This window comes from Actinopolymorpha cephalotaxi (genome assembly GCF_013408535.1).
In the GTDB taxonomy this organism is placed as follows: Bacteria; Actinomycetota; Actinomycetes; order Propionibacteriales; family Actinopolymorphaceae; genus Actinopolymorpha; species Actinopolymorpha cephalotaxi.
Window position 1 is genome coordinate 4767929 of sequence record NZ_JACBZA010000001.1, and the last position, 21773, is coordinate 4789701.

15 protein-coding genes are annotated in these 21773 nt (G+C 71.7%); 13 read left to right on the forward strand and 2 right to left on the reverse strand.

Annotation, left to right across the window (positions count from 1 at the left end):
- Window positions 1-516: 516 nt before the first annotated feature.
- Together FHR37_RS21025 and FHR37_RS21035 are read right to left on the reverse strand one after the other, a co-directional pair.
- Window positions 517-1590 (reverse strand): peptidoglycan-binding protein, encoded by a 1074-nt coding sequence (locus FHR37_RS21025; RefSeq protein WP_202818421.1) that lies wholly within the window; start codon window positions 1588-1590, stop codon window positions 517-519.
- Window positions 1591-2153: 563 nt separating this feature from the next.
- A complete protein-coding gene (locus FHR37_RS21035) occupies window positions 2154-2711 on the reverse strand; it encodes a hypothetical protein (protein ID WP_139239263.1) in 558 nt (185 codons plus the stop codon).
- A 709-nt stretch (window positions 2712-3420) separates the two neighbouring features.
- Between FHR37_RS21035 and FHR37_RS21040 the strand changes: the two genes are divergently transcribed.
- From FHR37_RS21040 to FHR37_RS21100, 13 genes are all read left to right on the forward strand, one after another.
- Entirely contained in the window at window positions 3421-3654 is a 234-nt protein-coding gene (locus tag FHR37_RS21040; RefSeq protein ID WP_092890494.1) for a hypothetical protein, read from the forward strand.
- Between the two features lie 956 nt (window positions 3655-4610).
- Window positions 4611-6539, forward strand: a complete 1929-nt coding sequence (locus FHR37_RS33230; RefSeq protein WP_175542851.1) for a phage tail sheath C-terminal domain-containing protein — start codon at window positions 4611-4613, stop codon at window positions 6537-6539.
- A gap of 81 nt (window positions 6540-6620) precedes the next feature.
- Window positions 6621-7124: a hypothetical protein gene (locus FHR37_RS21050; protein WP_092890500.1), complete on the forward strand. Its 504-nt coding sequence runs from the start codon at window positions 6621-6623 to the stop codon at window positions 7122-7124.
- On the forward strand, window positions 7124-7612 hold the full coding sequence (locus FHR37_RS21055) for a hypothetical protein (RefSeq protein ID WP_092890503.1): 489 nt from the start codon (window positions 7124-7126) through the stop codon (window positions 7610-7612). Before FHR37_RS21050 ends, FHR37_RS21055 begins: the two co-directional genes overlap by 1 nt.
- A complete protein-coding gene (locus tag FHR37_RS21060; RefSeq protein WP_092890506.1) occupies window positions 7609-8664 on the forward strand; it encodes a hypothetical protein in 1056 nt (351 codons plus the stop codon). The genes FHR37_RS21055 and FHR37_RS21060 overlap by 4 nt, the downstream gene beginning before the upstream one ends.
- 2 nt (window positions 8665-8666) lie before the next feature.
- Window positions 8667-9272 (forward strand): DNA circularization N-terminal domain-containing protein, encoded by a 606-nt coding sequence (locus tag FHR37_RS21065; protein ID WP_092890509.1) that lies wholly within the window; start codon window positions 8667-8669, stop codon window positions 9270-9272.
- 1 nt (window position 9273) lies between these two features.
- Complete coding sequence (locus tag FHR37_RS21070; RefSeq protein ID WP_092890512.1) at window positions 9274-12699, forward strand: hypothetical protein; 3426 nt, start codon at window positions 9274-9276, stop codon at window positions 12697-12699.
- Window positions 12696-17528 (forward strand): RHS repeat protein, encoded by a 4833-nt coding sequence (locus FHR37_RS21075; protein ID WP_092890515.1) that lies wholly within the window; start codon window positions 12696-12698, stop codon window positions 17526-17528. The genes FHR37_RS21070 and FHR37_RS21075 overlap by 4 nt, the downstream gene beginning before the upstream one ends.
- Window positions 17525-18853, forward strand: coding sequence for a rubredoxin (locus tag FHR37_RS31005; protein ID WP_202818422.1), 1329 nt, complete (start codon window positions 17525-17527; stop codon window positions 18851-18853). The genes FHR37_RS21075 and FHR37_RS31005 overlap by 4 nt, the downstream gene beginning before the upstream one ends.
- 13 nt (window positions 18854-18866) lie before the next feature.
- Window positions 18867-19919: a hypothetical protein gene (locus tag FHR37_RS21085; RefSeq protein ID WP_092890518.1), complete on the forward strand. Its 1053-nt coding sequence runs from the start codon at window positions 18867-18869 to the stop codon at window positions 19917-19919.
- The gene (locus tag FHR37_RS21090; RefSeq protein ID WP_092890521.1) at window positions 19916-20569 is read left to right on the forward strand and encodes a hypothetical protein; all 654 of its coding nucleotides are present in this window, start codon (window positions 19916-19918) and stop codon (window positions 20567-20569) included. The genes FHR37_RS21085 and FHR37_RS21090 overlap by 4 nt, the downstream gene beginning before the upstream one ends.
- Window positions 20562-20987 (forward strand): hypothetical protein, encoded by a 426-nt coding sequence (locus tag FHR37_RS21095; RefSeq protein ID WP_092890524.1) that lies wholly within the window; start codon window positions 20562-20564, stop codon window positions 20985-20987. Before FHR37_RS21090 ends, FHR37_RS21095 begins: the two co-directional genes overlap by 8 nt.
- A gap of 10 nt (window positions 20988-20997) precedes the next feature.
- Window positions 20998-21771, forward strand: coding sequence for a hypothetical protein (locus FHR37_RS21100; protein ID WP_092890527.1), 774 nt, complete (start codon window positions 20998-21000; stop codon window positions 21769-21771).
- Window positions 21772-21773: the final 2 nt, after the last annotated feature.

The window sequence follows — 21773 nt, forward strand, 5'->3', positions numbered from 1 at the left end:
GGTGACCTGCCCACCCACGTGACCTTGGCCGTAGGCAAGGAGCAGGCGGTATCTCTCCCGTCCTACGCAGTCGCCGGGCTGGACTGGACGGCGACACCACTGAGCGAAGCCGAGGTGGCCGAGATTCGTGTCGACATCGGCCAGCTACCCGCTACCACCCAGGGCACTGACGGCACCACCGAGCCACCCCCCCATGGCCCTCGCCCCGGAGAGGCTAGTCATCATCGGCCGCGCCGTAGGCGTCACGACCTACCGCCTACGACTGGCCCGGACATTCGACCCGGACCATCCGGCCGCCGAACACGATCTCACCGTCGAAGTCACCCACTGACCAATCCTCAAAAGAACTGGGTCCCCAGGATCGTGAATCTGGGGCCCTTTTCGACCCGACCGGGCCGACCTGCGAGCCCCGGCGAACGTTCGTTCCCGTGCCGAGCATCTGCGCAAGCGGGCTGTTGCGTGCGCTCTACTCAGTCAGGGCCGAACGATGCCGGGCGCAGTGTTCCGTACAGGTTGCTATCCCACCGTGAAGCCGTATTTCTTGCCGAGACGTGTGAGGGAGTCCTTGCCGGGGATGCCGTCAGCGTCCTTACCGCCGTAGCCGCAGCGCAGTTGCCATTTGCGGTACGCCTGCACGGTGGCCGATCCGAAGCTGCCGTCGCCGGCGTAGGTCTGTGCGAGCAGGCCTTCGCGGTGGAGTGCATCTTCGACGAGTCGTACGTCCTCGGCTGCGCCGGGCGTGGTGCCGCCCTGCTTGCGGGCGGGGTCCTGCTTCGCGGCGCTGACCAGGTGGGCGAGGTCGACGACGTGATCGGGGCGTTTCGGTGTGATCGTGGGTAGGTGGCCCAGGAGCTTCTTGAGACTGTCGGGGCCGGGAACTCCGTCGGCGTCGCGGCCGGACAGGCCGAGGGACTTCTGGAAGTCGCTGTAGTTCTCGGTGTCGGCGTCGGTCCACCGCGGGCCGGGCCCGGTCTTGTAGTGCTTGCCGAAGCCCTTGGCCACCAGTGCCTTCCCGACCTCGGTCACCTGGCTGCCGGTCGCGCCGTAGCCGTACTCCAGCCCGGCGATCTTCACCTTGTACCGCGCCGGGTGTGCGGGTGTGGGCGGCACAGGGTGGGCGTCGTCATAGGCGGGACGCCCGAACCCGACGATGTAGTAGCTCGTACGCCGGACCCGCCGGACACCGTCCAACCAGTTCCCCTCGATCGTGGTGACAGTGCCGTCGGCGTGAACTGCCTCGACCAGCCCTGTGTGGTTGTAGCCACTGCCGGAACGCCCACGCGTCCAGTCGAAGAAGACCTGGTCACCGGGTCGGGGAGCACCGTGCTCGATCCTGACCCACTGGCCCTGCTGCTGGTACCACCTCGCGACTGCGGGGCAGTACGCCGAGGTCGGGTTCAGCTCGGAGTCGGACCATCCCGACGGGAAACCCTCGGGGTTGACGAAGTTCCACCGCACGAAGATCGCGCACCATGCCGTTGCTGTGCCGTACCACGAGGTGAACTTGTTGCGGTTGCTCCCGGGGGGATCCTCCCCGATCCCCAACTGCCTGCGGGCAAGGTCCACGACCTCGCCGACACGAGCTCTCACGGCTGGCTTCTCCCGGTGCAGCCCAGGCGTCAGAGCGTTGTGGTCCTGGTCCGGCTCTTCGCCGTCAATCGCAGCATCCTGGTCCTGGGACGGCTGCTCCAGCTCGGCATCGGGCCCAATCAACCGGGCCGTCTGATCGGCCGCCTGGTCTGCCGTAAGGCCCAGATCCGATGCAGCCGTGTTCTCGTCACCCATCTTCCAACCCCCATCCACGTCAAGACATCAGCCATGTCGCCGCCTCGCAGCATCGATGCAACGCAGCGGCGTCCACCCCGTACACCTGGATTCCCGCAGCCATCCACCGCAAGGATCGACGGGCGGTCTCCATCGCCCGGACCTTGGCGCACTGGACAGCAGCACCGGTTAACCATCCCGTCGACACCGCCATTGCGCGAGTCGCGGAGTAAGACACATGGAAGCAGAGCGACGACGCATCGACTTCCACTTTCCGGCCGCGGACAACGGAACGACATCTACGGCGAACACGGCCAGCTCATTGAGAAATTGCGAGCGAGGCCGGCCGACTGCCTCGGCCCGGTCTCGCCAATGCGGGTTTAGCCGTTTCAGCCCCCGCCGCTGTTCTTCTTGAGGATTCCGCCAAGGGCACTCATGGCCATCTGCGCCCAGGTCTTCAGCTCCGTGTAGATGTAGGTCACCGCTTCCTGCGTGGAGCTGTCGTCATTGATGATGTCGAGGTAGTTGCCGTCGGCCTCGAACCGTAGGCGACAGTGGAAGTCGACCTTGGGGGCCTCCTGACGGGCTATGGTCGCTCCGGTAACCCCGTTCGTGTAGTACACCCAGTTCTTCCCATCTACCTGTGACGTGAAGAACTGGACGTTCTGCCGCATGTCACTGGACATTGCCTTGAAGTGTTGCCCGTTGTAATACCACGGAATACCACACCAGTCAGCGTGGTAATGCGTTCGCGGCGCCAGAGAATGATAAGCGCCGCCGTCCAGCACAAAAGAGGTTCCGCCGCCAGCGAGTGACCCGTTGTGACTGGAGTCGACGGACCTCAGGTACCAGCGTGCGTCGGTGTTGTTGTAAATATCGTCGATCCACCCTACGCCCATGTTCCCCTCCTGGACGTGGGACGACGCCAACGGCATCGTCGATTCCACAGTGATCAGTCTGCGTCACCACGCTGCCGTAACGGATCGCTCCGAGCGCTTCTTTGAATGTTCCAGCGAGAATCTGGACGCATTCTCCAGGCTCGGCAATCCCCGTTCGTGCCCCCTTGACCGCAGATCTCAGTCTGAGGTTCTACACCGGCCTCGAGTCGCCGTCAAGATCGAGTTTCCTGGCCGCGGCAACACGGAGAAATGGGGATGCCCCGGAGACAACAGCGCCTTGGGGCCTGGACGGCGAAGATGGCCCGGAAGCCGCATGCGCGTGGGTCGGGTCCGTCCTGGCGCAGTGCACACCGCGCTGTCGCCAGGGAGCCTCGAGGCACGCGGCGATACTGCCCGCAGCCACAGCCGTGGGCTGTTTCTCGGTACGCAGTCCGGATCAGGCCACGCGTTGTCGAAAGTCCCGGCGTTCCGACATTCGATCGCTACCCTCGGGCTGCTTGGCGTCACCTCGGGGAGGGGCGATGTGGCACCCAGTCCGACTGGAAGATCTTCCACTTGTTCTGTGTGAGCCGATTCTGCGTCGAGTCGAGCCGGCAACGACGACCTTCTTCTTCGCGCTTCGCGAAGAGACCAAGGTGACGGTGCGCGTTTACGACGTGGTGGCCGTGACGGCGACGTCTGACACGCGCCGGACGACCCGAACCGTCTGCGCCTGATCCACGCCTCCTGCCGCAAGCCCCATGGCGGCGGGGTGGACATGCTGAACCAACTCGACCGCCTCATCGGGCCGACAGTCACCAACCCGTCGCGTCGCCCGCACCAGCTGTTGCTGACCGGGGACCAGATCTACGCCGACGACCCCGCCGACGCGCTGTTGGCCGTGATCGACGCCAATGCGGCCACCCTGGGCTTCGCCGCGGAGGCCCTGCCAGGTGCGCAGGCCACGACCACGCTGACTGCCGAGCAGCTTCGAGCGGCCACTCAAGGATAAGCTCCTCTCTCCTCCGGACCGGACCGGACGGCGTGGGAGAGCGTGTCGACGGGCAGGAAACCCTGGTCGCGGTGGCGTCAGGAGAGTCGTACGCTCCGGACATAGTGGCCGACGCCTTGCTGAGCCTGGTGTCGGACTGAGGGCTTTCCTATTGGGGCCACGATGGCCTGATCTGCTTGCGTCACGGCCAAGCGTCATCGACGCGCCAGCGCTTCTCCCAAGCCCAAGCCCAAGCCCAAGCCCAAGCCGCGCTCTAGATGATCGCTCCGGAGCAAACCCGTCGGCTTCGTCGCGCGTGTGCCTCCCCAAGGTGGTCGGCCTCGGGGTTAGGGCTCGACGTGCGCGAATCCTCGGCCGGGGGAAGGCCGGCCGCATTCCCGACGGCGGCGGCTGGCCGGCACACGGCCGCGACGGCGACGCCGCTCAGGTCGCCCAACGCGCCAAAGCCAAGAAGGACGGTGGCGCCAGGTGATCGTGATCGCCGAATTCGCCGGACAAGGTGGCCTTCGTGGGTGATCATGAGGTCTGCGATCACGCACCGAATCGACCTGGGGGGCTTTGGTGGTTCTCGACGACGACTCGTAGCCGGTCGACGCACATGTGACGCTCGGCCCGTGGCCCAGCCTCGCAGGCAGGGACGCCGAGCGCGTCTTCACGAAAGACGCACCCTTTCCAGCTGGCCGACCAGCTGCCCATGAACAGTCCGTCGTACCCGCTTCGACGCAGCGTTCACGTTCCGCCGCGCGACTGTTCTCTCCTGCTCCGGTGACGCCGAACGCTCCACCCGGTGTGCCCGGACCCAGGAACCAGACCCGAGCCGGGCCAGCACCAGTGTGCGGCTCCAGAACGTGGAACACCCGATTCGACGTGAACCCAGGGGATGCGGCCTCGAGGTACCGCGCTCACGCATCCCACGAACCGATGAAGCGCCTGACCGAGCAGTGGGGGTTGGTTCCGTGACCGAGACGATCATTCCAGGGACATACATCGACGTACGCGCGGAGGGCCTGATCTCCGCCGGGCGCATCGCGACCGGGGTGCTGGGCATCGTGGGAACCGCGTCGAACGGGCCGGTGGGCCAGGCGGTGACGCTGGCGCTGCCCAGCCAGGCGAGGACGGCGTTCGGCCTTGCCGACGACCCGCGCAACCCCACCGACGGCGCGAACCCGCTGACGCTCGTCCGGGCGGTGGAACTCGCCTACGCCAACGGTGCCTCCACCGTCGTGGCCGTCCGGGTCGCGGGCGCCAGCAAGTCCTCGGCGTCGTTCGCGCTGCGCAACGACGCGGGCCAGCAGATCGCGGTGCTCACCGCCCGGACACCGGGCAGCTGGGGCAACGCCGTGCAGGTCAGTGTCGAGGACGCCGAGGAGGACTGCCTGGTCGAACGGGAGTCGCTGGAGGCGCCCTTCGACGAGGTCCGCTACACCCCGGTCGTCCCGTCCCCGCGCAACCGGGTCCGGATCGTCCGCGGCGCCACCGGGCAGGCCGGCGGCTTCGACCTCGTCTACCGGCGGCTGCAGTCTGAGGAGCAGGTCCGCCCCAACGCGGCCGGCCGGTACTTCCTCACCGGCCGCCCGGTCGAGCCCGGCGTACCCGCCGCGCGGATCAGCGTGCGCGACGGCGCGGAGACCGTCGACTACACCGGCGACGCCATCGACTACGACAGCCCCGGCGCCCCGGCGGCCGGCACCGTCCGCATCGACCCCGCGAGCGGGGAACTGGTCTTCGCCGCCGCAGAGGTCCCCGGCCCCTCCGCACAGGTGGTCGCGACCTACGCCGTCGGCCATGCCGACCCCACCCCCGGCCAGGTGCTGCTGACCACCTGGAACGGCCAGCTCGACTTCGCACCCGGCGAGGCACCCAGCCAGGCCGCCGGCGACACCCTCGAGGTGACCTACCTCCTCGACCGGGACAGCTGCGTGCGACTGAGCCTCGCCAACGCGGGCACGACCGAGACGTTCGTCGGCCCCGACGCCGCATTCCTCGCCGCCCGCGTCGACGCAGCCTCCCAGCTCGTCACCGCGCAGGCCGACGCCCTGCTCGGCGGGCAGCGCCCCGCCCACGACCAGGGCGCGATGGGCAGGGGCAGCAACGCCCACGGCGCCGACGGCGCCGACGCCGACCGCGACGACTACGCCGCCGGGCTGGAAGCCCTGGAGAACCAGCTCGTCAACATCGTCGTCCTCGCCGGGCAGCACGCCACCACCCACGGCGACCTCCTGCTCGGACACCTCGCGCTGACCGCGAACTCCGAGCACGAACGGATCGGTGTGATCGGCGCCGCCGGGCAGAGCGTGGAGCAGCTCAATGCCCACGGCATGGCCGACGGGCGGGTCGTGGTCGTCGCCCCCGGCATCCGCTACCCCGACGGGTCGAGCCTGCCCGCCGGTTACACCGCCGCCGCCGTCGCCGGCCTGGTCGCCTCGGTGAGCCCGCAGACCAGCCTGACGAACAAGCCGCTCAACATCCCCGACGTCGCCCAGGACTTCAACCGCGGCCAGCAGGGCCAGCTCATCGGCGGCAACGTCCTGACCGTCGTCCGCAAGGGCGGCTTCCGGGTCCTGCGCGGCATCACCTCCGAGGGAGAGGGCATGCCGTACGCCGCCATCCCCACGAGGCGGATCGTCGACTACGCCCGCTACGGCGTCCGCTCCGCGGCCGACCCCTACATCGGGCGGCTGAACAATGTGCGCGTCCGCGACGCGCTCAAGTCCAGCCTCGACGGGTTCCTCACCCGGATGGTCGAGGAGGAGGCCCTGACCGGCTACGAGCTCGACGTCTTCGCCGACCGCGCCCAGGAGATCCGCGGCGAGGTGAGCGTGGTGATGACGCTCCAACCGACGTTCAGCATCGAGTTCGTCCTCGTGACCATGTACCTCCGCTGACGCCTACCTCCGCTAGACGCCGTACCTCCGCTGACGCCGTTCAGCAGCCGTCCACCCGTTGTTTAGAGCCTTGGAGTTCACATGCCGACCGAGGTCTTCCGTGCTACCGACGCGACGCTGGTGCTCGCAGCGGACGACAGCCAGTCCGTGGAGGGAAGCGCGGCAGGGGCACTGATCACGCAGTACGACCTGAGCAACGCCGTCGGACGCCTGTCCAACGTGCGGCTTGCCGTCACCAGCGAGGTCCAACCCTTCTACGAGATCGGCCGCCGCTACCCGGCTGCGCTGCGGCCTGGCGTGGTCGCTGTCACGGGCTCCGCCGAACGCGCCCACATCAACGGGGCCCTGCTGCGGCTGCTGCTCGGCGACGGCGCGTCCAGCCCACCGGCGATGCCAGGGTTCGCGCAGCCGGCGTTCAACGCCGTCGCCACCCTGCGCGACGTGGCCCAACCCGCCGCCTACGCCAAGGTCACCGCGTTCGGTGTCCGGTTCGACTCCTGGTCCTACAACCTCGGCGTCAGCAGCGACTTCGTCCTGGAGTCGGTGACGTTCCAGGCGATGCGGTTGACCTACGAGGAGGCCTGATGCGCACCCTCACCGCGGACGACCTGCTCGCAGGCACGTCCATGGTGCACGACGTGGAGCTGCCCGGTCGGCTGCTCGACCCGCTGGCCGGGAACGACATCCCGGCCGGGGTGGTGCGGCTGCGGCCGCTCACCGTCCAGACCCTGGTGCTGGTGTCCCGCGCGGCCCGCGACGACCCGGGCCTGGTGCCGGTCCTGATGGTGAAGGAGGCGCTGGTCGAACCGCGGCTGTCGCTGGAGCAGGTGCGGGCACTGAGCATCGGCCTGCTGCACTTCCTGGTCGCGGCCGTCAACACCGTCTCCGGCCTGGCCGCCGACGGTGAGGTGCTGGACGCGCCGACGAGCTCACCGATGGCCGACGTGCACGTCCTGCTGGCCACGCACTTCGGCTGGTCACCGCAGCAGGTCGCCCAGCTCACACCCGGCCAGGTGGCGGTCTACCTCGCCGGGGTCGACCGGCTCCGCGAGCAGACGGCAGGTGCGCGTTGACAGCCGGACCCCACTCGGGGTCCGGGGCGGGCCCGGTACGGATCCCGGCGGTCGCGGCGCTGCTGGCCGTCGAGGCGCGGGTCACCCGGCTGGCCGGGAACCTGACCCGGCTGCGGGCGGCGGGCATGACCGCCGCGCCCGCGGCCGAGGCGATGTTCGAGGACCCGCTGCTGGGCCTGGACGTCGTCCTGCCGCGCCGGGTGGGCGAGCCGGACGGGGAGCAGCCGACCGGGGAGATCATGGGCGAGACCTCCGAGGGGGTTCCCGACGCCGTAGGGGCCGGCGAGTGGGCGAGCCCGCGTCGCCGGGGCCCGGACCGGGGCTGGTCCGGGCCCTGGCGACGTCCTGGGGCGACTCCAGCGGGCGCGTCCGGCGGGCTTGACGCGACGCCTCCCAGCCGGGCGGACCTCCCGGTGGCCGACGGGCAGCCCGTGTTCGGCGTTCGTCCTGGTGGGGCGAGCGTGCGGGCCGGCGTTCCGGCTGACGCCGAGGCCGACCGGGCCGCACCTGGCGCACCGGCCGTCGACGGGCGCGTCACCGAACCGGATCCGGGTCTGCGCCGGCGCAACGACCCGGCCCTGTCCGCGCCGCCGGGACCGGCGAAACCCGTTGCCGCGCAGGGGTTTTCGGAGTACGCGGCCACGGCAGGAGTCCCCGCCGCCGACGCGGGCCAGCTGAACGGCGCGACCACGCCACGCGACGGGGCGCTGCGCGTCAGCACCGACCCGCACGCCGCACTCTCGATCCTGCGGGCCAACCTCACCGACAACCCGTCCCAGCCCGGCGCCACGCGGGAGGACGCCGGACCGGCACCCGATGCCGCCCCACCGCCACACCCCACCACCCCGGCCCGCCCAGCCGCCCCGTACGCCGGCCGGCCGAACCACCCCAGCACCACCGCAGGCCACGCACCTGAGGACCCCGAAGGCTGGGCGACCGGCGCGCAGCCGGCCCCGGAGCCGAGTGAGGAACTGGTCGAGACGCTTCTCGACGCGATGACCGACCGGCTGCGCCTGGACGTGCTCCGCAGCTACGGAACGACGGAGGACTAGCCGTGGCAGTCCAACTCGGACCGGTGTCCCTCGACCATCTCACCGACGTACGCGTCCGCGACCGGGCCCGCGTCGCCCGGCACGCCGTCCCCGCGCTCAACGGCGACCTGATCCAGCAGCTCGGGCGGTCCAGCGTCGAGCTGCGCCTGACCGGATCGTTCTTCGGGCCGGACGCCGCCACCCAACTCGCGGCGCTGCGGGAGGCGTTCCGCTCCGAGCAGCAGCTCGACCTGCTCGCCGACGCGGCCGCCGACGGGTACGTCGCCAACGTCGTGGTGACAGGCCTGGACGTCACCCAGCAGGCCGGGCACGTGGACCGGTTCGACTACCGCATCCAGCTGCTGGAGTACGTCCGCCCACCCGCACCCACCAGCCTGGACGCCCTGCAGGGCATCGACACGGGCCTGGCCAGTGAGGCGGCCGGCTACCTCGACGACGTGCAGGACGGCCTGGCCCAGGTGGCGCAACTGACCGCCCTGACCCAGATCGCCGGCTTCGGCGACCCGACCGCGAAGGCCCCCGCCATGCTCACCGGCTACCAGGAAGCGGGCGGAGGCCGTACCGAACCCGCGACCACGATCCGCGACCTGCTGTCAAGTGGGGGTTGACATGAGTGGTGCACTGGACCAGCTGCCCGACTCCACGGCGATGGGCCGGATCTCCCAGACGGCGCAGGCCTCCTGCGACACCAGCGCTCAGGCCCACGCCGGCCTCGGCGCCGACCAGCCCGGTTCGGCGCTCGCCCCGGCGGCCGGCGCGTTCGCGTCCGTGCGGGCCAGCGCGACCATCGACCTGGGCGGCCTCGGTGACGCACTGGGCTCGACGCTGCGCACCGTCACCGGAGCCGTCCCACCGGCCGTCACCGAACACGTCGGCGCCCTCGACGCCGCCTATCAGCAGGCACACGCGCTCGTGGCCCGCAACCCGATCCTGTCGCTGCTGCCCGAGGGCAGCGCCCTGCAGGACGTCGTGGCCCAGATCATCGACCAGACCGTCGCGTTGTTCGAACGCCGCGTCAACGAGCTCGCCAACCGGCTGCTGGACGCCGAGGAGGTCGCCGAACTCGTCGAGGCGTTCGAGGTGATGCGGCGCCTGGCCACCGACTTCCAGGCCCACGCCGACGACCTGCCCGGCTTCGTCACCTCCACCCTGCTCGGCTTCTCACCGCAGCTGCTCGGCCCGGTCCGCGCCCACGTCGCCACCACCGACCAGGTGGTCGTCTCCCTGGACCCGGCGGCCCTGGCCGCCGCCGTCGACCCGCTGCGCGCCGCGGCCACCGACGTGGTCACCGCACTCACCCAGGCCGTCGACGACCTCGACCCCACCGCCGCCGCGGGCTACACCGCGATCGTGGCGGCCCTCGACACCGGCCGGGCCGCCGTCACCACCGCCACGGACACGCTCCGCCCGCTCTACCAGGGCCTGGACCAGGTGCTCGGCGCGCACCCGTGGGACACCCTCATCGACGGCTACCTGCGGCTGCTGCCAGCACAGGAGCTGCGCCCCCGCGACCTGGTCGACGACGTCCTCACCGCCACCGTCGACCTCTTCGACGACCTCATCGCGGCGCTGCAGCAGGCCATCACCGCCGGTGATCTGGCTTCCCGCGTCGAACAGTTCGGCGCCGGCCTGCACCAGGCGATCAGCGGCAGCGGCATCGGCGTCGTCCGGCAGCGGATCCTGGACTTCCTCGACGAAATCCGCGCCACCGTCGCGAGCGTGCCGTTCGCGCAGGCCCACCAGGCAGTCGCCGACATGCTCGGCCGGGTCGGCCAGGAGATCTCCGACCTCGGCCTGGACCAGCTCGCCACCCAGATCGCGGCCGGACTCGCCGACCTCACCACCACCGCCACCACCGCGACCGCCCAGGCCGGCCAGGCCGTCCGCCAGGGGCTGCAGGAGCTGCTGGCCGCCATCGACGACCTGCCCGCCGCCGACCTGCTCGCCGCGCTGCAGGACGCCGTACGCCAACTCAGCCAGGTCGTCGACCACCTCCACGACGGCGCCGTCGGCGCGATCGAGGACCTGCAGGCACAGCTCGCCAGCCTGGAGAAGCTGAGCTTCCGGCCGGTCTCCGACGAGGTGATCGGCGAGATCGAGGACGTGCGCACCCGGCTGCGAGAGATGAACCCCGACGCGTTGTCGGAGGAGGGCAAACTCGCCGTCCGTGCCGCCCTCGCCGTCTTGGAGGCCGTCGACGTCGAAGGCAAGGTCGTCACCGTCCTCACCCACGCCTTCCACGACCTGCAGGGCCAGGTGCTCGCCGTCCTGGACGACATCACCGCCGCCCTCGAGCGCATCCGCGGCTCCGTCGGCGAACTCTCCCCGACCACCGTGCTCACGCCCCTCACCGGCGCCCTGACCGACCTCGGTACGAGCCTGGACCGGCTCAACGCGGCCGCCCTCACCACCCCGCTGCGCACCGAACTCGACCAGCTCGACCAGTGGCTGGCAGGCCTGAACCCCGCCGCCCTCCTCACCCCGCTGCAGGGCCCCTACGACGCCGCGCTGGCCGCCGTACGCCAGCTCGACCCGGCCGTGTGGGGGTCGACCCTGACCAACCTGTACGCCGAACTCGCGGCGACCGTGGCACGGCTGGACCTGACCCCGCTGTTCCAGGAACTCGACCAGCGCCGCCGCGACCTGCTCGTCTCCGTCCGCGACCAGCTCTCCCTCGCCGTCCACGACCTCGGCCTGCCCGAACCGCTCGCCGGCTGGCTGGAACGGGTCTGGCCGCTGCTGGAGGGCATCACCGACGTCCTCACCCTCGACCCCGCCGCCGGCATGCGGCAACTCAGCCGCCGCGTCCACGACGGGTTCACCCCGGCCGCGCTGTACGAACCGCTGGAGCAGGTGTTCGACCAGGCGGTCGCGACCCTGTCCGCCGTACCCGCAGCAGATCTCGTCGCGGCCGCGACCGCCGCCCGCGACGACGTCCTCGCCGCCCTCGACGAACTCGACCCACGCCGCCTGGTGGAACGGCTGCGCGCCGCGCACCGCCGCCTCGTCGACGTCGCACCCACCACCCTGGTCCCGCCCCTGACCGGCGTGCGGGCACTGCGGATCGCCTTCCACGCCAAGGCCGACGCGGCCCTGACCACACCGGCCGGCAAGGTCGCCGAGGTCGACGCAAGCTTCGACGCCGTCCTCCAACTCCTCGACGGCGGCGCCGCAGCCTCTGCGGTCGCCACCCTCAACGGCCTGCACGAGAAGGCGATGACCGCCCTCACCCACGCCGTCGACAACCTCGACATCACGCAGGCCGCCGCCGCGTTCGACCGGCTCAAGGCCACCGTCGACGGCCTCGTCCCGGCGAACCTGCCCCGCACCGGCACTCTCACCGTCCCGCAGGTGATCGCCGCGTGCGAGACCTGGCGACCCTCCGGGCGCGCGGCGACGCTGGACACCAGGCTGCACGCGTTCCTCGACCTGCTCGTGCCCGTCGCGGACCAGCTCGAGGCCGCCTTCGACACCTTCGCCGCCGACCTGCGCGCGACCGCCGCACTGATCGACCCGCTCGCCCTGGACCAGGCCGTCGCGGAGATCTTCGAGGCCGTCCGCGCCCAGGTGGAGGAACTGGACCCCGCCGACCTGCTGGACCAGCTGCGCGCCGACGTCTACGTCCCGGTGATCGCCGCCGTCGAAGGACTGAACCCGGCTGCCCTGGCCGGCCAGCTCGACGGCGCCTACCAGGCCGCCCGCACCGCCGTCACCGGCGAACTCGGCCGCCTCGTCGCCGACGTGCACAAGGCCCTGGAGGACCACCTCAACGCCGCACGAGCAGCCGTGAAAGCCGTCATCGGCGAGTTGACGGCCGCGCTCCACACGGGGGCGGCGGACCTGGAGGACATCATCGCCCGCATCGGTGACCTCGTCTTCGTCGGCCTGATCCAACGACTGCGCACGGTCCTGGGCAACCTCGCCACCAGCTTCGAGACCGAACTCGGCCGCGTACGGCAGTCCTTCGACTCCATGCTGGACGCCATCCCGGCCGGCGACCGTATCCACCCGCGCACCCAGGCGGTGGCTTCATGACACTCCGCACCCGCACCGCACCCGTCACCCCCGGACGGGCCGCGACCCGTACGCAGAACGCGCCCCCGCTCACCCCGCCGCAGCGGGAGCTGGTCCGCCGGTTGGACGGCTGCCTCGCCGCGTTGTCCGCCGACGTGGACATCGACGAGACCGGCCGTGTCCTCGCTGCCCGCGCCGCCACCGGTGAGCAGGCCCTGGGCGTCCAGGCCCCCGACAAGCCGGCCGAGACCGGGGCAGCGGGTTGGCACTACCACTACGACGACCACGGCGACCTGGCCAGGATCGAGGCCCCCGACGGCGCGGCGACCCACTACCGCTACGACACCGACCGCCGCCTTGAGCTTGTCCTGCACGAGGACGGCCGCCCTACCCGCTACCACTACGACGACCGCGACCGGCTGGTCCAGGTCGAGGACGGCGTCCGCCGCCGCGTCATCGACTTCGACGACCGCGACCGTATCGTCGCCGTCCGCCACGGCCGGGAACTGCTGTGGACCTACCGCCACGACGACGCCGACCGGGTTGTCGAGGCCGCCGCGCCAGGCGTCCGCACCCGGCACCGGTTCGACGACGCCGGCCAGGTCAGCCGGGTCGAGCAGGTCGTCGACGGTGTGCCCGTCGCGGTCGAGTTCACCCACGACGACCAGGGCCGGCTCACGAGGGTCCGGCTCGAGGGCGGACCGGCCGTCGGCTACGGCTGGGACGACGCCGGCCGCCCGGCCACCGTCACCCTCGACGGGCAACCCCTCGCCGCATTCGGCTACGACGACACCGCCCGCCGGGTGACCACGACCCTGGCCAACGGGGTCGTCGAGGAGACCCGCGCCGACCGGCTCGACGGCCGGCCCCTGACCCGCACCGTCCGCCGCGGCGACGTCGAGATGCTGACCCGCCACTACTCCTACGACCCGGCCGGCCGCGTCGTCGACGACGGCCACCGCCACCTCGCCTACGACGAACAGGGCCGGCTGAGGGAGGTCACCGAAACCTCCGGACGCCAGTGGTGGTTCGGCTTCGACCGTCGCGGCAACCTCACCGCCGTCGACGGCCGGCACACCGGCGAACCCGCGCTGCGCCTCGGCCACGACGGTGACCGGCTGACCTCCACCACCCCCGGCACCGGCACCCCCGCGGCGGTGGCCAACGACGCGTACGGAGCCGTCGTCGCCCTCACCCGCGCCGGCCACGAATGGGTCTACCGCTACGACGCGGCCGGCCACCTCGTGCAGGTCCGCCGCGACGGGCACGTCACCGCCCGGCTCAGCTACGACCACAAGGGCCGGCTGGTCCTGCTGCGCGGGCCAGACCACACCGAGCGGTACGTCTACGGTCTGGGCGACGAACTCCTGGCCGTCACCGACGCGGCCGGCGTACTCCTGCGGCTGCCCGTACGCAGCCCGCTCGGCGTGCACGCCCACGTCGTCACCACGCCCCAGGGACCGGCGGTGCACTACCTGCACCACGACGACCGCGGCACCGTCTGGCTCGCCACCGACGCGCAGGGGCAGGTGCTCGCCCGCTACGACTACGACCCGTACGGCCTCCCCCTCGGCGAAGCAGAGGAACCGACCGCAAGCACCAGCGCACCCGCGCCGGTGTTCGCGGGCCGCCCGCTCGTCCCCGGAACCGGCATGTACTACTTCGGCGCCCGCTGGCACCACCCCTGGCTGCGCCGCTTCCTGGCCCCGGACTCCTGGACCGCCGCACCCGACGACGAACGCCTGGTCCACCCCGCCTTCCCCGGCCGCCGCCAGGCCCTCGCCCGCGCCGAACAGCTACCGGACTGGCTCGCCCGGCCCGGGCTGCGGCAGCGCTACGCCTACTGCGGCCACGACCCGGTCAACCGGACCGACCCGAACGGCCACTGGTCCTTCGGCGGCGTCGTCCTCAGCCTCCTCGGCGCGCTGTGGACCCTGCCGAACACGCTGTTCGGCCTGGTCGTCGAACTGTCCTGCCTGGTCGCGGAGGTGCTGCGCTGGCTGGCCTGGGCGGTCACCCTCGGCAGGGTGAGCTGGGAACCGCCCGGCTTCGATCTCGCCGCGTCCGGCCGGCTCAACGCGTTCGCCATGGTGTTCCGCGGCGGCTGGCTCGGTTCGTTCCCGTCCCTGCTCGGCATCACCTTCGGCAACGTGTTCTTCGTCTACGGCCGCTGGGAGGACGACCCGCGCTACAACGGGCCCGGCGACATCCTGCCGACCGCCTACCAGGGCAAGGTCCGCCTGCCGCTGTCCCAGTCGCTGTACGAACACGAACTCCGCCATACCAACCAGTACGGCTGGCTCGGCCCGTTCTTCCACCTCGGCCTGCCGCTGTTCGGGTTCTACGAGTGGGACGTCATCCTGCACGGCTACCGCGACGCCTGGACCGAACGTGACGCCCGCGCCCACGCCCAGGGCCCACCCGCCCCCGTCGAGGTGACCGCCACCGACGCCGGCGGCGTCGCCGTCCCGCAGCTCGGCCGGACCTGGGTGTACTGGCGGCACGGCGGCACCACCCAGGTGCTGCGCACCCAACCCGACGGGCTGCTCCGGGCAACCCTCGTCCCGGGCTCGGACCGCCCGGCCGACTACACCCAACCGTTCACCGCGCTCCCAGGCACCTTCGTCGACGTCGCCGCCAGCCGCGGCGCCAAACCCCTGCCCGCCGACGTCCTCGCCACCCCCGGCCTGTTCACCAACCACGAGGTCGTCGCCACCGCCAACGGTGCCGGCACCATCGAGATCCCCCGGCCGACCCTCACGCTGGAGGCCCCGAGCGAGCTCAGCCTGTGGCCGCTGCTGTGGGAACCACCCACTCCCGCCTACGCCACCACCGGACTCCCCCAGGGCGAGGCGCTGTGGAACCCACCCGACGGGCCCGGCTCCCTCACCGTCACCGAGGGCTCCCCGGCACCCGCCGCCCCCGCCAACGCCCGACCCGCCACCCGCTGGCTCCGGCTGCGCGGCCAGGTCGACGCGACCACCACCGCCGGCCGGATCCGCCTCATCGACGCCGCCGGCCGGCGGATCCCCCTGGCGCCGACACCACCCGCCACCACCCCCGTCGACGAGGTGCCCATCGCTCTCGGCGCACCGACCACCGCCGGCACGCGCGGCTTCGAGGCCGTCCTCAAACCCGCCGACGCGGCGACCGCGTTCGGGCCGGTGCAGGTCGCCGTCCTCGCCGACACACCCGCCGGACCGGCCGCGGACGCGTTCACCGTGCACCTGTGCGGCCTGCAACTCGGGCTCGTCGACGACACCACTCCCACCCAGCCCGGCGCCGTACCCGGGGAGGCCGACGAGGCCGTGGCCGTCGACTTCGACGCCAGCCCACAGGCCGTGCTGCGCACCCTGTCCGGGCAGACCCGCGCCCGCCGGATGGTCCGCTACCGCATCGCCAACGAGCCACGCGTCCCGGACACCGGCGGCACCCCCACCCTGCGGCCGCGGATGCCGCTGTGGATGGGCGAGATGCAGCTGGTCGGCCTCGCTCGCACCGACCTGGAGGACCTGCTGGGCCGCCGCGCCGAACGCAAGAACGTCCAGGCCGGCACGCCGACCGGACCCCAGACCACCCGCCTCTCCTTCGACTGGCGGCTGCGGCTGAGCTGGGACGGTCCGGACGCGAACTCCGCCATGTTCGCCGCGCCGTTCCCCCGACCCGGGCAGCGGCACAACTCCGACCTCACCCTGCCGCGCACCTCCACCCCGATCACGGCCGTCCTCTCCTACGACAGCCGCGGCCGGCTCACCGACCCCACCGGCGCCGCCGCCCCCACCCACCAGGCCGGCACCCTCGAGCCCGCACCCGCCCCGGCGACCTTCCCGGTCCCCAACCGGCGGCTGCCCGGCGTCCGGCTCGGCCAGCGCCCCTGGGGAAGGACCCCCGCCGCCGCCGCGCTGCCGGCGCTGGTCGTGGAGTTCCAGCCGCTGGTCGCCGATCCGGCCGGCGCGGAGATCCTGCGCGGCGGCGACGGGGAACTCGCGATCGTCGCGCTGCGCCTGGACGGGACCCCGGTCGACCCGGGCATGCTCAGCGACCCCGCCGGCACACCCCGCCCCACCGGGGCGAACGACCCCACCCTCGCCCTGCCGCGTTTCCGGGTGATCGGCCGCAACGCACCCGCCGCCGACGTCGAGGCCACCATCCGGGCGCTCGTCGCGGACTACGTCACCAGCCACGCCACCGCCGCGCACATCCGGCCGCTGACCCAGCAGTGCTGGGAGACCACGGTGCTGCGGATCCTGCGCCACGAGAGCGGCGGCCAGTACCGCCAGTTCGACGACCGCGGCGCCGGCCGCCGCCGGTTCACCCGCCAGGGCGGCACCTGGTTCTTCGGCACCGAACAGGACATGCCGCTGTTCGGGCCCCCGCACGGCTACGGCATCGGCCAGCTCGACTTCTTCTCCACTCCGCAACGCGGCGCCAACGACGACGAGGTGTGGAACTGGGTGGAGAACCTGCGCGCCGCCGTCCAGGTCGTCCTCGCCGAGAAGGCCGCCAGCGCCTGGGCACTCATCGGCCAGCACGCACCCGCCCCCCTGGACCGGTTCACCCGCGCGGTGTTCCAGCGTGAGCTCGTCCGCCGCTACAACGGCGGCACGGAGTTCACCTGGACCGGCACGACGTGGGCGGTCAGCCCGTCCCTGCGCTGGGCCCAGGACTCCGACCACAGCCAGGGACCGCACGCCAACCTGCTCTACCCCAACCAGGTGCTCGGCACCGGCCTCGTCTACTACCGCGACGCCGCCGGGCAGCCCAACCGGCCCGACGGCGCCGCCACGCAGTTCGCCTATCCACCCCCGATCGCCTTCGGCGCGGCGCAGTACACCCCGGAGACGGCATGACCAACCTCACCGGATTCGTCACCCGTGACGGCACCGAGGTCCTGATCGGCAACGCCCTCGTCCGCGGCTACCGCACGCTGCTGCGGACCACCCGTGCGCTGAAGGTGTACGCAGCCGCCGACACCACCTCGAAGGTCCTCGCCACCGCCCCGGCCGGCGACTACCCGGTCCTGGAGATCCGGCCCGGGGCCGCCAAGGGCTCGGACTACGTGCGGGTCTCCTCCACCGGCCTGCCCGGCGGGCAGGGCTGGATCTGCTCCCGCTGGCGCACCTCCCACTACGCGCTGCCCTACGACGACCCGCTGCCCGGCGGGGGTGTGCGGTCCGGGTCGGACGGTAGGTTCACCCTGCCCGTCCCCGACGGCGCACCGGCCGAGCAGGTCTACCGGCTGCGCGCCGGCGCCGACGGCCACCTGGACGGGCAGAGCGTGCGCGGGTACGCCGCGCTGCCGTTCACCGTGCCGCTGCCCGCCGCGACCAACCCGGTCGCCGAGACCCGCCTGGTCAGCCTCCTGCACCACTTCCGCGGCTGGTACTACACGCCGAAACGCCCGGGCTCCTCCGCGCGGTTCACCCCGCAGTACCCCTACGACATCGGCATCACCGTCTCGCTGGAGACCGACCACCCCAAACCGCCCACCTACGACGACTGCTGCAGCTTCGTCGAGGCCCTGCTCGTGCGCGGCTGGAAGGACGCCACCGTCCCCGGCTTCAGCTGGAACCTCACCAAGCACAACCGGTCCATGATCACCGACCCCGCCCACATCTACTCCTCGGTGGAGGTTCTCGAGGACGCCGGCGTCGCCGACCACATCGGCGGCGACGACCCGCCACCGCCCTGGACGGTGGTGCAGGGCTGGCGCGACCCGAACAACCTCGGCAAGGGCGGCCACACCTTCCTCATCGTCGACATCCACGCCGAGACCGGCCGGGTCCTGACCCTGGAGAGCAACCTCACCTACGGCCTGAACGGGCCCGGCATGCGGATGCTCGGCGGCATCGAGGAGTTCATGGGCCGGGAATACCTGTGTCCCACCGACGGGTACGTCTACGACCCCGCCGTCGGCGACCCCGCCCACGGTGTACCGCCCGGCACGTCGTTCCGCGCCGCCACCATGTGGGACCTGGTGCGCGGCAACGCGCTCCCACCGGACTGGGTGTGTCCCGGCTGCGGCACCAACCAGATGCTGTTCGTGCCGTACTGCCGGCCACCCCGCGACTGGTGGAAACACGACTACCTCAAGACCTGGGACGACATCCGCAGCTACTACGCCGGGCGGCGGCTGGCCCGGCTGCGGGTGCGGGATCTGGCCTGGGTGCGGTGAGGCAGGTGCGACCGTGAAACCGACGTACCAGCTCAGCATCGGGCTGCTCCGCGCCACCGACGCAGAACCGGTGGGCGGCCCGACGACGCTCACCGTCGACCGGGCCGTCGACGTGCCCCTCGACATCGCCCGCATCCGGTTCTGCACCCGCCACGACATCAGCCTCGGCGCCAACCTCACGCTGCGCCTGGGCCTGGGCGCCGCACCCGTCGACACGTTCACCGGCACCGTCGCCGAGGTCCGCACCACCCTCACGGGTACGTCGGTCCTCGCCACCGGCACCATGCGCAACCTGATGGAGTTGCGGGTCGCTGCGGCATACTCCGACGTCACCGTCGGCACCGTCGCCCGCGACCTGGCGACCCGCGCCGGCCTGGCGCCGGCGGACGTGCACGAGGGGCCGCTGCTGCCCCGCTTCGCCGTCGACGTGTTCCGCAGCGGCCACGAACACCTCGCCGACCTCGCCCACAGCTTCGGCCTGGACCTGTACGCCGACCGGCAGGGCCGGCTCGTGCTCCGGGCCCTGCCTGGCGGCACACCCAGCCTCACCGGCACGGCCGGCGCCGCGGCCGCGGGGCTCGCCGGACCCGCCGCGGCCCGCTACGGCGCCGACATCCTCACCGCCCGGGGAACCCGCCGCCCACCCAGCTACGACGTCGTGACCGTCGGCGGGGAGAGCCCGGCATCCACCCGCGGCGCCACCGCGGCGTCCTGGCTCACCACCGATGACCAGGTCGCCCGCGCCGACGCCGGTTCCGGTGCCGGCTCCGGAAGCCGGCGAGGGCTCCTGCTCGCACCACTCGCCCGCACCAGGGACCTCGCCCACGACATCGCCGAAGGCCAGCTGCGCCGAGCCAGCCGGTCGACCAACCTGGTCGAGGTCACCGTGCCCGGCCGGCCCGACCTCGACCTCGGTGACACCCTCGCCGTCGCGGCCATGCCGTCCGACGCACCGGGCGGCAGCGGCCAGGTCCGTGCGCTGCGCCACCACCTCAGCGCCGACGGCGGGTTCACCACCACCGTCCGGCTCGCCCTGCCGACCGTCGCCCCGGAGGTGCGGCCATGACCTCGATGGTCGAACTCATCCGCTCCGTCGTACGCCGCGAACTCACCGCGCTGCGACCACCGGCGCTCGGTGTCGTCACCGGCGTCCACCCCCACACCGGCGACAGCGACGACTTCAACGACGAGGTGGACGTCCAGCTGCAACACGAAGGCCTCACCCTGGCCCGCGTCCCGGTCGCCGTCACCCAACCAGGCAGCGTCGCGCCGCTGAAGAACGGCGACCTCGTGCTCGTCCAGTTCCTCGCCGGCAGCCTCGCCCAACCGCTGGTCACCGCCTGCTTCCACCACGCCGACGACCGCCCACCCGTCCACGCCGACGGCGACCTGGTGATCGAACACCGGGTGCCCGGGGACGGCACCCGCAACCAACTCCGGTTCGGCGCCGACGGGACGATCCGCATCGACCGTGACCTCGCCGACGACGGCACCGCCAAAGCCACCGTCGTCCTCACCAAGGACGGCAACGTCGAGGTCAGCACCGACACCACCGTCGAGGTCACCTGCCAGACGCTCCGAGTCAAAGGCGACGTCGTTGTCGACAACGGAAACCTCACCGTGAACGACGGCATCCTCCGGACCGGGCACTCCGGCACCACGACCGAGATCGACGGCACCACGATCACCGGCAAGCCGGGAACTCCCAATGCCTGACCTGAAGCTGAACGGCCCCCTGGACCTCAACGGCAGCCTCAACCTCGTCGCCGACAGCGGCGGCAAGGTGCTCGTCAACGGCGTCCAGGCCCTCGTCGAAGGGGCGGAAGGCCTCGCACCCGCCCCGGTCGCGCTGCCACCACCGCCGGCGAGCCCAGCCGATCCCGGCCAGAACGTCGAGGTGGTCACCAGCCTCGGAAAGACCGTCAAGGCCGACGGCACGGCACTGGTGACCACCGGCATGGTCCTGCAGGGAACGAACTCCTCCACCTGGCCCGGCATGGTGCTACCCAGCACCCAGAACACCGGCCCGGCCGCCGTGAAGGCCAACGGCCTGCCGATCAACGTCCTCGGCGACCGCGCCACCATCTTCCCCAACGGGGCAGCCGTATCCATCGACCAGGCCAGCGGACAGTAGGGGCCTCGCGATGGGACTGGTCACGATGAGCATCGCCGAACCGGCGCACGACAGCCGCGTCGCGGGCCGCACCCAGCAGGTCCACTTCCGGGGCCGCATCGACGCGGTGGACCCGGCCGCGGGACAGCTGTGGACCCGGTGGTACTCCAGCCTGCCCGCCGCCCCGGGCATACCACCCGATCCGCGGTCCGGCACGACCGTCGACCTGGACAAGGTGGCCATCAGCCCACCCGGCGGCGCACTGGCGTTCGACCGCACGCTGTGGATCGGCTCGCACACCATCACCTTCACCGCCAAGGACGTTCGGGGCGACGACAAGGCGGCGTTGACAGCCGTCCAACACGCCGGGGCGGCCGGAGGAACCCCCGCACCGGGTGTGCCCGCACCCTGCGTGATCCACGTGCTCATCGCCGAACCCGTCCGGCTGTCCTCAGCCGGTGCGGACAACCGGCGCCCCCTCGCCCGCGCGGCCGGTGTCTGGGCGGAGGCACCGGTCGCCTGGCCCGACCCGGCCTACCAGGCGGTGAACCGGATCGAGTACCGCTGGGTCTTCACGACGCCTTCAGGTACCGAGGTCGCCGCACTCCGCCCGCTCACCAGTGGCCTGCAGTTCGCCGCGCGGAGCGACACCCACCCGCCGTGTGTGGGCATCGCACCGATCCCGGCGACTGTTCCCGCCGGCGCCTACAACCTGACTCTGCAGGTCGGCTTCGGGTGGAACGAGACCAGCAGGACGTACACCAACCACGACGAGAAGACCGTGTCCGTCACGGTCACGAACTGAGA